Genomic DNA, 14,711 nt, shown 5'->3' with positions numbered 1-14,711 from the left:
GGATTTATGCAAAAGTTTAACTATAGCTCTATTATATCCAAAACCCGCCTAAAGCGAAATGATTACTATTAGCATAATCTGTATGAAAAATCAACAACGATTGTTGACACTCATGTTTAGGCGTGCATATAATAGGGGTAACCAAACATATGAATGAGTGCTCATATATTGAATACAATTGAAATATAACATCGTTTTTGTACTGCAAAGGGGAGAATTCACATGGGAACCGGACAGGAACAGGTGAAAAGGGAACTGCTACTTGATGGATTGGATTGTGCGAACTGCGCATTAAAGATCGAGAATGGCGTCAAAAAAATTAAGGGCATTAACGAATGCTCTGTCAATTTTGTTACCAAAACATTATCGCTGCACACCACTTCCGATATGGATGAACAGGTAGTGGAAGAAGCAAAGCGCAAAGTGCTTCGGCTGGAGCCGCATATTCGCATCTCGGAAAAAGGAAAACACGTGAACGGACATGTGCACACCCATACAGGGAGTGCAGCTGGTGCGCATAACCACAGTCATGACCATACTGGACATAACCACAGTCATGACCATACTGGACATAATCATGGACATTCACATTCACACGGCAAACACTCGCATACTCATGATCAACATCAACATGGTCATACACATGAGCACGGGAGTCATGCTGGGCATGATCACAGCCATACCCATGATGATGCCCATGCAGGCCACTCACATGAACATGGTGCAGGACAGACAAAAGTGTTACTTGCTCGTCTTGCTGCAGGTTCTGTGCTGCTCGCAGCTGCAATCTGGTCGCCACTGGAGGGCTGGGCACAGTTTACTCTATATGCGCTCGCTTATCTGATTGCCGGGGGAGATATCGTGCTCCAGGCGTCCAAAAACATCATCCGCGGTCAGGTATTCGATGAATACTTCCTGATGTCCGTCGCTACCTTGGGTGCCTTTGCTATTGGAGAGTATCCGGAAGGGGTAGCGGTCATGCTCTTTTATCAGCTCGGGGAGCTGTTTCAGGGCATGGCGGTTAATCGGTCACGCAAGTCGATTCAAGCGCTCATGGACATTCGCCCGGACTACGCGAATATCCTGACGGGTTCGGGTGACGAGACCCGTCGTGTATCTCCAGAAGACGTACGAATTGGTGATCGTATTGTCGTGAAAGCAGGAGAGCGAGTACCGCTGGATGGTATCGTTAGAGCTGGGCGTTCCATGGTGGACACTTCTGCTCTGACAGGTGAATCCGTACCTCGTGAGCTGGAGTCCGGAAGTGATGTACTGAGTGGATTTGTGAACAAAAATGGTATGTTGACAATTGAAGTGACTAAAACGTTTGGTGAATCAACGGTATCCAAGATTCTGGACCTGGTGCAGAACGCGAGCAGCCGGAAAGCGAAAACAGAGCATTTTATTAGTAAATTTGCCCGTTATTACACACCGGTTGTTGTTATCCTTGCAGCCGTGATTGCATTTGTTCCGCCGTTGATACTTAGTGGTGCAACATTTGCCGATTGGATCTATCGTGCATTGGTCTTCCTGGTTATATCATGTCCTTGTGCGCTGGTGGTCTCTATTCCACTTGGATTCTTTGGTGGTATCGGAGCAGCTTCACGTAACGGGATTCTTGTCAAAGGCAGTAACTACCTTGAAGCGTTGAACGATGTGAAAGTTGTTGTTTTTGATAAAACGGGTACACTAACCAAAGGTGTATTCAAAGTAACAGCCATTCATCCCGAAGGTGGACGCACGGAAGAAGAACTGATGGAGCTTGCAGCTATTGCCGAAGCCAATTCCAATCATCCGATTGCCGAATCCATTCGCGCAGCTTGGGCCAAAGCCATTCCCACGCAAGGTGTGGAAGGTTATGACGAAGTTGCCGGACATGGGATTAAGGTGAGCGTCGATGGTCGGGAAGTGCTGGCAGGCAACGCCAAATTAATGAAGCAGGCGGGTATATCCTATACCACACCAGAGACAGCCGGAACGATAGTCCACGTGGCTGAAGCTGGTACGTATGTTGGTCATCTGATCATTGCCGATGAAGTGAAGGATGACGCAGCCGCAGCCATTCAGGCGCTGAAGAAACTCGGCATCCGCAAAACGGTCATGCTGACAGGTGATGCCAAAGCCGTAGGTGAAGCGGTAGGACGTGAGCTGGGTGTGGATGAGGTCTACGCTGAATTGTTGCCACAGGATAAAGTCGAGCGACTGGAACAACTGGAAGCTGCCAAATCTCCGAAGGAGAAAATGGTGTTTGTCGGTGACGGTATCAACGATACACCTGTGCTGGCACGCGCCGATGTGGGTGTGGCCATGGGTGGACTTGGTTCAGATGCCGCGATTGAAGCAGCAGATGTGGTCATCATGACCGATGAACCGTCGAAACTAGCGAGTGCAATCCGCATTGCTAAGCGTACACGAATGATTGTGTGGCAAAATATCGCGTTTGCTCTGGGAGTTAAAGCGATCTTCCTGTTACTCGGTGTGTTTGGCATAGCTACCATGTGGGAAGCGGTATTCTCGGATGTCGGTGTCACGGTGCTAGCTGTCCTGAACGCCATGCGTGTACTTCGTGTGAAGAATATCTAAGTTTACGAAACGATCCAGGCGGCTCTTCGTATATACGTAGAGCCGTTTTTATATTTTTATGTAGATAAGTCTAACTAGACATTTACACGAGAACGGAGAGGACAGAGATGACCTGAAGTAGCGAAGCTACCATCGCAGGTTATTCTGTCATCGGAGTGTCAGTGTGAGCAGGTCTATGGAAGACAACAGTGAAGGGGAGAACGTTTTGACAGGAGCAGTAGTAGGGATCATCATTGGAGTGTGTTATTTCATTCTGGGGTTGATGGTGTTCAAAAAACCACCGAAAATGATTAACGGAATATATGGTTATCGGACCCCGCGTGCAATGAGTAATCCCGAGTTATGGGACGAAGCGCAAAGTTATAGCGCCAATCTGATGATGCAATTTGGTGTGATTATCACGATATTCGGCATTATCGGTTTCTGGCTTACAGATGTACGAGCTTTGGTTCTGAGTCTGGTTGCTACAGGATTCTATACGTTCAGATTGTTTACCAGAGTTGAAGGCCGGTTGAAGCAAATGCAGCGTGCTCAACAGCAACAGAATGAGCAGAACGTTTAAGGTAAGATTAGGGAATAGGTTTAGAGAAGAGGACTCGCGTGTGAAGCGGGTCTTTTTTTGTTGAAATAGAAAACTGTAGAGGATGTTAAACTCGCTAAGACTTCATACACAAAATCTAACGTTGACGTTAACGTTAATATTATATATAATTATGTACATAACATTATAGACATATGGAAGAGGTGAGGGAAATGAGTTTATATAAAATCGACGACGTAGCCAAGGAATGTGGTTTGACCAAGCGAACCATTCGGTATTATGAAGAGATTGGTGTCATGCCTTCACCTCAGCGGACAGATGGCGGGACGCGGTTGTACACTCGGGAGGATATCGATTATCTGAAAAAGGTGGTTCGCGCCAAAGAGGTACTTGGATTCTCCCTTCAGGAGTTACATACCTATGTGGCAACGGCAGATGCCTTGAACGAACAACGTTTTGACTACCAGCAGACGACCGAAGTAAGAGAACGGATCGAGAAGCTTACCGCGATGGAAACAACGCTGGATGGTCAGTTGCAACTGATTGAGCAGAAACTTCAGAGCATACATGCCGTACAGACTGAACTGGAAGAGCTGCGTGAACGCGTTCGGAGTGGTATTCAGAAGTTACAGGCACATGATCCGCAGGGTGATGAAGACGGCTAACCGAATTAGCATCTATTTTCAAATAAACAAAACTGTATACACATAATCGCTACATGGAGTGAGCACCATAGTACCTGTAGCGATCCTGTACAAACACCGGATGTTTCGGTGTCATTTGTGCCGTTTTGTTACCTCTAATTCTGAAAATGTATAGAATGTTTTCATTATTTTCACGGTCGTTTTCAAATATAAAGCTTAACCACATAAATTATTCACAGGAGGAATTACGTATGAAAAGAGAGCCATCATTACCGGACGAATTGCCGTCATCACGTGGGGGCCTGTTATCCCAGCCGCGAGCGGTATGGGCGGTTGCTTTTGCATGTATCATATCTTTTATGGGTCTGGGGCTGGTTGACCCGATCCTGCCCGCGATTGCAGATCAGCTGCATGCTTCGAAAAGCCAGGTGTCACTGCTATTTACCAGTTATAACGCTGTAACCGGGGTAGCGATGCTGATTACAGGTGTTGTATCCAGCCGGATTGGTGTGAAGTGGACGCTGCTCAGCGGTATATTGTTGATTATTATCTTCTCGTTCCTCGGCGGTACCTCAGACACGGTAGGTGCACTGGTTGGTTACCGTGGCGGTTGGGGACTGGGTAATGCCTTGTTCATCGCAACGGCGTTATCTGCCATTGTGGGACTGTCCACGTCGGGGACAGCCAAAGCGATTATTTTGTACGAAGCAGCGCTTGGTCTCGGGATTGCGGTTGGACCGCTGCTTGGTGGTGAGCTAGGTTCCATCTCTTGGCGTGGCCCGTTTTATGGGGTGGCTGTTCTGATGGCGATTGCCTTTATCAGCATTACATTTATGTTGCCCAAGATGGCCAAACCGAAAACACGCAGTTCTTTGTCCGATCCGTTTAAAGCATTAAGTTATCCTTCACTGAAAACATTGGCGATTACCGCCTTCCTGTATAACTTTGGTTTCTTTACCTTGATGGCTTATTCACCATATGTCATGAATCTGGATGAGCACGGCTTGGGTTATGTATTCTTTGGCTGGGGACTGATGCTGGCGATTACGTCGGTATTCGTGGCACCAAGATTACAACGCCGATTCGGATCGGTTCCGTCCATGAGTGTCATGCTTACATTGTTCGCGATTGATCTGGTTGTTATGGCAGTAGGTACGGTGATGGGTTCACCAACTACCGTTATTGTGGCAGTCATTGTAGCGGGGATTTTCCTTGGGATTAACAACACGTTAATTACAACGGCTGTTATGGAAGCTGCACCTGTAGAGCGTTCTGTTGCTTCTGCTGCATACAGCTTCGTTCGTTTCCTGGGTGGTGCACTTGCTCCATGGCTTGCGGGTAAATTGTCCGAGTGGTTCCTGCCGGAAACGCCGTTTTATTTTGGTGCATTAATGGTTCTGGTTGGAGTCGTGGTACTGCTGGTGCGCCGTCATCATCTGCGGGATATCGATTCCGCCATTACATCTCATTAATTCACAGGAGGAATTGCAATGTTGAAACGTATATTGGTTGCTGTTGATGGTTCGGATCATGCTCATAAGGCTTTGGAACAAGCTCTGATCCTGGCTGAAGATATGAAACATCCCGCAAGTCTGTTGATCGTGCACGTGAATCCTGCCATTTCGATCAATGAACCTGCATTGGGTGTTGATCTGGAAGCTCGGATTGCCGAAGAAGGGCAACATATTATAGAACCTGTGACTAATCAGTTGTCAGGGCGTGACGTTGCATATGAAACGCTGTTGATTGCAGGTGATCCCGTTAATGAGATCTGCCGTGTGGCGCGTGAAAGAGATTGTGGAATGATTGTGATGGGTACCGGCGGGAAAGGCATGCTCGCAGAGATGATCGTGGGCAGTGTCAGTCATGGCGTGTTAAAACATGCAGAATGCCCCGTCCTGACGGTTAAATAGGTTGTGAAATCCTTTATAATGCAATAGCTCAAGATCGCCACAATGGCTCATCAGGTACGTTACAAGCTATGATTGCCGAATACCGTAGTGGGTTGATGGCACGGAAATAGTGTATAAATAGATTATATAAATTAAACTGAACTTTTACATGAGACAGCGATTGGTGGGTTGTTCTGTCATCGAAGTGGCAGTGTAATATTCTTTTCTCTAGTTCAATAGGTTCTAAAAGGATGGAGGATGCAACATATGAAAAAACAACATCTGTTTATCGGTGGCAAACCCACCGAATCCGTAGATTATAAAACACTTCAAGCACCATACTCCGGGGAAACGCTCGCAGAAGTCTCGTCGGCTTCAGCCGAGGAAGCGGAGGCTGCTATTGCAGCTGCCGTTCAGGCTGGGAAGGCAATGCGCCAGATGCCTGCACATCAGCGTGCAGATATTCTGTACAAGTTGTCCTCCATGCTCGAAGAACGCAAGGAAGAAGCAGCGCGAATCATAGCGCTTGAAGCGGCGAAGCCGATTACCGCAGCGCTGGCCGAGGTTGACCGGACGGTGGAAACGTATCGTTTTGCCGCTGAGGAAGCCAAGCGACTGACCGGAGAGACGGTTCCGATGGATGCAGCCAAAGGTGGAGAAGGACGTATCGGTTATACGATGCGGCAACCTCTAGGTGTCATCGGTGCGATTACACCGTTTAATTTTCCAATGAATCTGGTAGCCCACAAGGTAGGTCCAGCGCTGGCAGCGGGCAATACGATTGTTCTCAAACCTGCGGAGCAGACGCCTCTGTCTTCCTATTACATCGCTAATCTGCTTCAGGAAGCCGGATTGCCGGATGGTGCACTGAACGTGGTGAGCGGTGAGGGCAAAACGATTGGTGATGTGCTTGTGGAGCACCCCCGTGTTGCTCACATTACGTTTACAGGCAGTCCAGCGGTAGGCACGAGCATTCGTAGCAAAGCAGGACTCAAACGCGTGACACTGGAGCTTGGGTCGAATGCAGCGGTCATTGTGGATAAGGACGCAGACCTGAATAAAGTGGTTCCTCGATGTGTGACGGGAGCTTTCACCTATCAGGGACAGGTATGTATCTCGCTACAGCGAATCTACGTACATCGTGACATCTCGGAAGAATTCATCCGGCGTTTCGCTGAAGCGGCTAAACAAGTGGTGGTCGGAGACCCGCTGAGCCCGGATACGGTGGTCTCTGCGCTGATTACCTCCAAGGATGTACAGCGTACACTCGACTGGATTGAAGAAGCCAAACAGGCAGGGGCTGAGGTGGCAGCAGGCGGTCAAGCTGAAGGAGGCATTCTTCGTCCAACGTTATTGATTAACGTTCCGCGTGATGCCAAGGTATCCTGTCAGGAAGTGTTTGCACCCATCGTTGTGATCAATACGGTAGTTTCCGTTGAAGAGGGTATTGAACATGTTAACGATTCGATATACGGGCTTCAGGCAGGCGTATTTACAAACGATATCCATACCGCCCTCCATGCTGTCGATCAGATTGAAGCAGGCGGAGTTATGATTAATGATATTCCGACGTTCCGAGTGGATCACATGCCCTATGGTGGGGTGAAACAGAGTGGTATCGGACGTGAAGGTGTAAAATATGCTGTAGAGGAAATGACGGAATTGAAATTTGTTATGTTTAACAAAGGGTGAGTATCTTCCATTATTTTACTCAATATACCGTATGCCAATGAAAACATAACCACACACGCCTGTGCCAGAATAATGGCACAGGTTTTTTTATATGAAGATCATGGAAAAAGTTTTCAAAAATACATGCGGATTCTTCGCCGACTGCGGGTTCACATCTGATGAGACGGGTATAACATAGTTAACATACCGCAACATAACTGACCAACCGCCGCTCATATCACTGAAGCATGATGTACCCATCCAGAGCACGAGCGGAATGAAGCGGTACAGCATTGCCGAAAGTCTTATATTCTCTCATTATTCAAATACAATGCAGTATGAATTAAGCCTGAACTCTGGAGTTGCAGGACAGGCAGGAGGTGTATTCAAATGGCATATTCCATGGTTGACGTATCGGGAATGTCAGGCGTAAGTCTGAACGAACTGAGCCAGTATGCGGAGACAGGTCTTCTGAATCCGGCATTTGGGGATGTAGATGAGGACATCTATTATGAAAAGCAGGAATTGTTGAGACTCCAGCAAATCCTTTTCTGTAAGGAAGTAGGTATGAAGGAGAATGAGATTGCCCCGATGCTCCGGGATAATCCTCAGGATGTCATACGCATCATGAAGCAACATCGCATTGATATTCTGGAGAAGGCACTCCGTCTGCATGGATTGATTCAGACACTGGACAAAACGATCTCTCATTTGCAAGGTGAACAGGAAATTGATGAACATGATCTTTATATCGGTTTTGTAAATAAGGGGCGTCACCAGTTGCTGAATGAATCGGGTTCTGAAGCTGTAGTCACTAATGATATGAACCATGTGCAGACAGACGATGCTCAGAGGTCCGACATCCAATCTTCCAATTCATCCACATTGCCTGAAAATCAGGAGATGAAGTCAAAAGAAGATTATCTGGATTCCCAGGCGAAAATTGATCAAGTTCATCTGGACTTGCAACAGGCCATTGAGGATGGATTGGAGCCCGGTAGTGCGAAAGTACAACAGATTATTGGCAGGCATCTTGAATGGATCAAAGGTTATTATACACCCACCGCTGAGATCTATCGGGATTTGGCCAATCTGTATGTAGAGCATAAAAATTTCCGTCAGATGTATGATGGTTACCATCCGAGGCTGGCTGAATTCCTGCGGGATGGGATGATGATTAAAGCGGAACATGATTTATCCTAAATGCATAAAGTAACATGGGCGAGCAAGAACATGGGTGTGAATCATAATGGATAACAAAGAGCGCAGACCTCTGAGAGGACTGCGCTCTTTGTTATTACGGGTTCTTCATCATCGTGTGTGATGAGACTCCGATCACCTTATTCATCATTTCCTAAAGAGGTATGGTTGCCTCCAACTGCTCTGTGAGCAGGCTTACGGCTTTCTCCAGGAAGACGCGGTCTTCGTCGTCAAAACGGTTTTTGATCGGGCTATCGATATCCAGCACCCCGTACAGCTCGCCGTTTTTGATAATCGGTACGACGATCTCACTGTTCGATGCTGCATCACAGGCAATGTGGCCTGGGAAGGCATGAACATCATCAACGACCAGGGTACGTTTTTCCGCAGCAGATGTGCCACATACACCACGTCCCAGTGGAATTCGGATACAGGCAGGCAGTCCTTGGAATGGTCCGAGGACCAGTTCTTTTCCATCATACAGATAGAAGCCGACCCAATTGGTGTCGGTCATAAATACATTGAGCAGCGCAGCAGCGTTCGCCAGATTGGCAATCGCACTAGGTTCATCGCGGATCAGAGCACTTAACTGTCCCAGGACGGCGGTGTGCTGCTCACTTCGTGTTCCTTCATAGGAAACAGCTTGAAACATGGTAAATCACCCTCCCGAGCAAAATGGTACTTATTTTCAAGATAGTGCAGAGGATGCGGTTAGTCAAGCGGAGGATTTCGGAAAGGGAAGGGAATACCTGAAGAATCCTCCTGTTTCTCAGCTTCTTGCGCGGGGTAATTACTTAGCAACCACGGAGGGCTATAACCCGGGAAGGAGCTTGGCTTATGCATGCAGAGGTACAGAATCTTTTTGTACGGATTCATCTACTACATTTCGCGCAAAATCAGGATTTGAACGTTAGCGAGGCACTGCCCCTATTGGAAGAACGGGGATATCGCGTTGGAGAGCGGGAGATCAAGCAGGAGCTTGAACACCTGACACAGGAGAACTTCCTGACCGCCCACGGGGACCAATGGAGCCTGACCGGGACTGGCATCGAAGAATTCAAGGAAATCACGGCTGTGTTTGGCCGGGTTAGCGATGAATTACTGGGGAAGGGCAAGAAAACGTCCAAAGCTTAAAATTCATTAGGACAAGCCATGATTCCGTAATTCACTCAAACTTGAATAGTTCCATACGTACAACAAGACCGGGAGCGAAATTGGCCCGGTTTTTTGACGTGTGTCCATGACTGAACAGTTGCCATTCGGCGCAGGTTATGATTAGATGACTAGTGAATATTATGGTCTGCGGAGATAGATCGGATCGGAGTGTCTTTATATGTATAAATGCAAAGGAAGAATTCCCGAAATGGAGACTGCGCGGCTTCGTCTGCGTAAAATGCGTCGCCGGGATGCGGCCCAGATGTTCGCATGCTGGTCAGATCGCGAGGTGACCCGTTACATGAATCTTGCACCCATGATTGGGACAAGCGAAGCGGCGGACATGATTGGACTGCTCAACCAAATGGCAGGAGAAGAGGATGCGATCCGCTGGGGGATCGAACTTAAAGAAACAGGCAAGCTCATCGGCAGCTGTGGCTTTAACACATGGCAGCTTGAAGGCGCATTCCGGGGTGAGATTGGTTATGAGCTGGGACGTGATTATTGGCGACATGGTTATATGACGGAGGCTTTCTCCGCATTGCTGCCCTTTGGATATGAGACCATGGGTCTTAATCGAATTGAAGCGCTGGTTGATCCGCGTAATCTGGCTTCCGGCGAGTTCCTGACAAACCGCGGCTTCACACGTGAAGGATTGCTGCGACAGGTGCAACATACGTCCACCGGATATAAGGATATGGTGATGTATTCCATGTTGTATGATGAGTTCCTTCGCAAGCGAGGTAAATAAAAGAGAGAAACGAAGAGAGAAGGGTTTGTGTGAATGCAACCGGAGGTTTGAAGCGCAGTTTCATCTTGACGGGGCTGTTGCTCGCGACATTTCTGTCAGCGATTGAAGGCACCGTAATTGGTCCGGCAGGGCCGACCATTGTCAGTGAACTGGGGAGTGTACAGCTGCTGAGCTGGATTTTCACCGCATACCTGTTGACGATGGCTGTGAGTACGCCCATTTTCGGTAAAATCAGTGACTTGTATGGACGAAAGCCTGTATTTCTGATTGGCTGTGCGTTATTTTTACTGGGTTCACTCTTGTGCTGTCTGTCGCAGAACATGGAGCAATTGATTATTTTCCGTGCTATTCAAGGGATTGGTGCGGGTGCGGTAGTTCCTGTTACATTTACGATTATTGGGGACATCTACGCGATTGAAGAACGTGGCAAAATCCAGGGATGGATTAGCTCCGTGTGGGGCATTTCCTCTCTGGCGGGACCGCTGCTTGGTGGTTATTTTGTAGATAATCTCGGCTGGCAGTGGATCTTTGGTTTTAATGTGCCGTTTGGTCTGCTCGCGATGTGGTTTGTATTTCGTTATCTGAAGGAAGATATCTCTCCACGTACGGCCAAGATTGATTATGTCGGTGCACTGACCTTCACGGTGGGCATTACCGCATTGTTATTTGTCCTGTCGGCGGGTGGGCAGTATTATGCCTGGAGTTCTCCGTTGATTGTTGTGCTGAGTGTGGTCGCCGCTCTGTTTATTATTTTATTTTTCGTGGTGGAAAAAAGAGCTCAGGCCCCTATGGTTCCACTACATTTGTTCCGAATTCGGGACATCCGTGTGGCGAATATAGCCGGACTGCTGACCAGTACTTTGATGATCGGCCTGACCAGTTATTTGCCGCTCTGGGTGCAGGGGGTTCGGGGAGGTAATGCGACGGAATCCGGGCTGTTGCTCGCACCGATGTCGGTGGGTTGGCTCATTGGTAGTGTGATGGCAGGCCGTCTGTTAATGAAAATTGGATCACGTATGACCGCATTGATTGGGTTAACCGGTATTGCGATTGGATCGGGTGGACTCTTTCTGGTGGGCGGGACATCCCCGCAGGCTGTGCTCTTTATATTGACCTTTATTTATGGTCTCGGCTTCGGATTTGCGTTTACGATCTTCACCATTATTGCGCAGTCGTCTGTAGGGTATAAGGAACGTGGTTCCTCTACGGCACTGCATACGTTCATGCGTACGTTGGGACAGACGATTGGTGCAGCGGCTTTTGGCACGTGGTTAAACTATCGGATCTCGACGTTATCCAGTGAACAGAATCTGGCGGAGGCTGGAATTTCGGAGAATGATCTGAATGAACTGCTCGCTCCACATACGGATGCTGCCCTATCGGATGACAAATGGGCGTTGCTGCGTAACGTTCTGGAAGGAAGCCTGCATTCCCTGTTTGTCATTATGTTTGTCATTGCACTGGTCTCGTGGGTAACGACGCTTGCTTTACGCAAACGTTTAATTGTACCCGAAGATGCAGATGCTCCAACGCAGCCACAAGGCTCAAAGTAAAAGTGGATGTATACGAAAAACCGGATTCGCCGATGTCAGGCAAATCCGGTTATTTTTGTTGATGGCACATGTGCAGTGGATTAGAGTATATTTTCAAACTCATGCAAGTGATACGTTGGGGGATGTCCGGGTCTAAAGCATTTTGAAGTACAGGCTGGCTGATTCTGGTGAATCGTCCAGACGAATTTCTAAGGAACGGAGGACGTCTTATTTGACCTTCTGCTCCTGTTTCTCAATTGTAAGGAACATGAGACAACTTATTTCCCGAAATCACCTGAAAAACACGTTGTAAACGGCTGTTTATTCAAAGATAGCGTGTGTCAGATTCCTTAAAATGCTGCGAGCGCTTCAAACCCCTGAATAAGACGTCACAGGTTCGTTAGCGTTAGCGCTCCCGCTCCATATCTGCTCCAGAACATTCAGTTACGCTCCCGCTTTCGACAGGTTTTAAGATACGCTCTAGCTGCTTGCTGATAAACGGTCTGCGGAATGTGCAAGCCTTCCCAAGAGTTCGGACAGCAATTCCTTGTCTTCCTCACTTAGTCCACTTACCGCCCGATCAATCTTCAACGCATAGCCTGGATAGATGTCATCCATGGTGCGCTGTCCTTCTTCGGTCAGTTCCACAAAGATGATACGTCTGTCTTGCGGACAATGTTTGCGGTGTAACAATCCTTTTTGCTCCAGCTTATCGATCACATAGGTCACATTACCACTTTGCAGCAGAAGTTGTGCGCCAACCTGTTGAATCGGCTGAGCTCCTTTCATATATAACACTTCGAGCACCCCGTATGCGGTGGGGTTGAAGCCATGCACTTTGCTTCCGGATACAGCGTGTTCATTCACGCTCTTGAATGTCTGGGCCAAGGTGCGGTACAGATGAAGTGAACGTTCGGTTCCGATTTCTTGTAATTCCAGCATGCTGATCCCGCCTTTTCAGATTAGTTTTATAAGTTGAAATGATGAAGAGGGGTCCTCTCCGTTATGCTGTTCATGTAAAAGAGTATTTCAACTTATATGAGTTGGTTATTTATGTTTGACGATTCAGGTTGTCGCCATGGTTTAATTGTAAACTTCTATTTCTACGAAAAACATGCGATATGTCACAAGATTTGCATTTTTAGCATTTAAAATTTGATCATTCATCATGCTGAAAAATCATCCTTCAGATGTCGCTTTTTCTCCGCCTCTGGCAGGAGGTCGAGTCAAGGGCTGCTCTATATAATGAGTTCATACTATGAATTGGAAGATGATGGAGGAGAAGAAGGATGACAAGTGATTTAACGTTTGAAGGACAACGACCGCTGAAGAATAACCGATCTTTTGTAACATTGATGGTGGCACAGGCTATTTCCAATCTGGGTGATTGGCTGCATCTGCTCGCAATTCTGACCCTCGTGGGTATCCGCTGGAATGCAACGCCTTGGGAGATTACATTTGTCACACTTTCCGCAGCACTACCCATTCTGTTGACAGGGCCATTCGCAGGCACACTTGCAGATCGCCTGAACCGAAAATGGCTGATGATTGTAGCCGATGGTGCACGGATTATCATCGTGGGTGCGTTAATTTTTGCTGATCAGATCTGGCACGTCTACATACTGCTTGTCCTCAAATCCTTGTTCGATGTAATCTTCTCTCCGGCCAAAAACGGAAAGCTGAAGGAAATTGTACCTCGCGAACAGCTTGCCCAAGCTGTATCCATCAGCTCGGTGATCGAACAGATGTCCAAAATTATTGGTCCGGCGCTTGGCGGACTTTTGGTAGCCGCTTTTGGCATTACCTGGTGTTTTGTTCTCGATTCAGCGTCTTTTCTGATCTCCGGCATCATTTTATTGTGGATTCCTGGAACTCGGGTGATCCAAACCGCAATTCATAACGTAACAGAAGTAGAGGAAGAGCCAGCTGGGGATGTTCGCAACCGCTCAAAAGGCTATTTTTGGAAAGAAACACTGGAGGGTATCCGCATGCTTGCATCTCTCCCTCATGTAGGAACGTCTCTGATTTTGCTTGCTTCAGCCATACTTTTTCTGCAATTTGCCGATTCACAGACTGTGGTGTTATTCAGACAACTTCCCGGAATTTCAACTGATCTGCTGGGATGGTGCGTGGCAGCAAGTGGCGCAGGTACATTAATTGCAGCGATGAGTGTACGGAAGTGGAAGCATGCAGGGCATGTTTTGAAAATGGGTCTGGGTACCACACTTATGGGTCTGGTTATCGGCGGAGCCGGAGTTATTGTTGGGATTTGGCCGCACGCCGGGCTAGGTGCCAATCTGTTGTTAGTATCCCTCTTTGCCCTGGCAGGTGTCGGAATTGGGTTTGCGATTGTCCCCTTTCAGATCCTGTTGCAGGAACAAACACCTGAGGCGATGACAGGCAGGGTATTTGGAACGGTAGGCAGCGTGATGACAGCCAGTAATATTATGGGCCCGGTGGTAGGCGGATTTATGGTCACCTCATTTGGTGTAGTGCCGGCTTTTGTCTGTTCAGGCATTTTGATGACCCTGCTTGGTTTGATTTATTTGATGAAACGTAGCGGGGAAAAAGCCGATCTGACTGGCTCCATTGAAGCCAAGACCATGATTGCAGGCGACTGAAAACAGGCCGGATCTGCTCAGGTTAGAACAGTTGAAATGAAGGTTTGAATTTACTTCAAATTTTAAGTTTTTGATTATAAAGCGTTTGAGTAAACGCCTTCACGTTTAATGAGGAACAGGC

At 47.7% G+C, this 14,711-nt stretch carries 13 protein-coding genes; 11 read left to right on the top strand and 2 right to left on the bottom strand.

Annotation, left to right across the window (positions count from 1 at the left end; translation table 11 throughout):
* Positions 1–222: 222 nt before the first annotated feature.
* The 7 genes from MKY28_RS22810 (at position 223) to MKY28_RS22780 (ending at position 8,534) form a co-directional block, all read left to right on the top strand.
* A complete protein-coding gene (locus MKY28_RS22810) occupies positions 223–2,583 on the top strand; it encodes a heavy metal translocating P-type ATPase (protein WP_340937093.1) in 2,361 nt (786 codons plus the stop codon).
* 205 nt (positions 2,584–2,788) lie between these two features.
* Positions 2,789–3,145 carry an SdpI family protein gene (locus MKY28_RS22805; protein ID WP_076254810.1) on the top strand — a complete coding sequence of 119 codons (357 nt, stop codon included), beginning with the start codon at positions 2,789–2,791 and terminating at the stop codon, positions 3,143–3,145.
* Between the two features lie 191 nt (positions 3,146–3,336).
* Positions 3,337–3,789 carry a helix-turn-helix domain-containing protein gene (locus MKY28_RS22800; protein ID WP_101315043.1) on the top strand — a complete coding sequence of 151 codons (453 nt, stop codon included), beginning with the start codon at positions 3,337–3,339 and terminating at the stop codon, positions 3,787–3,789.
* Between the two features lie 230 nt (positions 3,790–4,019).
* Positions 4,020–5,240 (top strand): MFS transporter, encoded by a 1,221-nt coding sequence (locus MKY28_RS22795; RefSeq protein WP_036614180.1) that lies wholly within the window; start codon positions 4,020–4,022, stop codon positions 5,238–5,240.
* 18 nt (positions 5,241–5,258) lie between these two features.
* On the top strand, positions 5,259–5,681 hold the full coding sequence (locus MKY28_RS22790; RefSeq protein ID WP_282319500.1) for a universal stress protein: 423 nt from the start codon (positions 5,259–5,261) through the stop codon (positions 5,679–5,681).
* 246 nt (positions 5,682–5,927) lie between these two features.
* Complete coding sequence (locus MKY28_RS22785) at positions 5,928–7,352, top strand: aldehyde dehydrogenase family protein (protein WP_340937091.1); 1,425 nt, start codon at positions 5,928–5,930, stop codon at positions 7,350–7,352.
* Between the two features lie 369 nt (positions 7,353–7,721).
* Positions 7,722–8,534, top strand: a complete 813-nt coding sequence (locus MKY28_RS22780) for a MerR family transcriptional regulator (protein ID WP_101315046.1) — start codon at positions 7,722–7,724, stop codon at positions 8,532–8,534.
* A 151-nt stretch (positions 8,535–8,685) separates the two neighbouring features.
* On the opposite strand, the gene MKY28_RS22775 is transcribed toward MKY28_RS22780, so the two are convergent.
* A complete protein-coding gene (locus tag MKY28_RS22775; protein ID WP_036614172.1) occupies positions 8,686–9,183 on the bottom strand; it encodes a GAF domain-containing protein in 498 nt (165 codons plus the stop codon).
* A 185-nt stretch (positions 9,184–9,368) separates the two neighbouring features.
* Here MKY28_RS22775 and MKY28_RS22770 point away from each other — a divergent pair, with 185 nt between their 5' ends.
* The 3 genes from MKY28_RS22770 (at position 9,369) to MKY28_RS22760 (ending at position 11,990) form a co-directional block, all read left to right on the top strand.
* Positions 9,369–9,665: a hypothetical protein gene (locus MKY28_RS22770; RefSeq protein WP_076254765.1), complete on the top strand. Its 297-nt coding sequence runs from the start codon at positions 9,369–9,371 to the stop codon at positions 9,663–9,665.
* A gap of 199 nt (positions 9,666–9,864) precedes the next feature.
* Positions 9,865–10,437 (top strand): GNAT family N-acetyltransferase, encoded by a 573-nt coding sequence (locus MKY28_RS22765; RefSeq protein ID WP_036614167.1) that lies wholly within the window; start codon positions 9,865–9,867, stop codon positions 10,435–10,437.
* A 47-nt stretch (positions 10,438–10,484) separates the two neighbouring features.
* Complete coding sequence (locus MKY28_RS22760; protein ID WP_340390569.1) at positions 10,485–11,990, top strand: MDR family MFS transporter; 1,506 nt, start codon at positions 10,485–10,487, stop codon at positions 11,988–11,990.
* A 459-nt stretch (positions 11,991–12,449) separates the two neighbouring features.
* On the opposite strand, the gene MKY28_RS22755 is transcribed toward MKY28_RS22760, so the two are convergent.
* Entirely contained in the window at positions 12,450–12,911 is a 462-nt protein-coding gene (locus MKY28_RS22755) for a MarR family winged helix-turn-helix transcriptional regulator (protein WP_017690799.1), read from the bottom strand.
* A 347-nt stretch (positions 12,912–13,258) separates the two neighbouring features.
* On the opposite strand from MKY28_RS22755, the gene MKY28_RS22750 reads away from it, so the two are divergent.
* On the top strand, positions 13,259–14,590 hold the full coding sequence (locus MKY28_RS22750; protein ID WP_340937090.1) for an MFS transporter: 1,332 nt from the start codon (positions 13,259–13,261) through the stop codon (positions 14,588–14,590).
* Positions 14,591–14,711: the final 121 nt, after the last annotated feature.

Source organism: Paenibacillus sp. FSL R5-0473, from assembly GCF_038004565.1.
GTDB classification, from domain to species: domain Bacteria; phylum Bacillota; class Bacilli; order Paenibacillales; family Paenibacillaceae; genus Paenibacillus; species Paenibacillus amylolyticus.
Note: the sequence above shows the minus strand (reverse complement) of the source record. Positions and strands in the feature narration are given on the sequence as shown.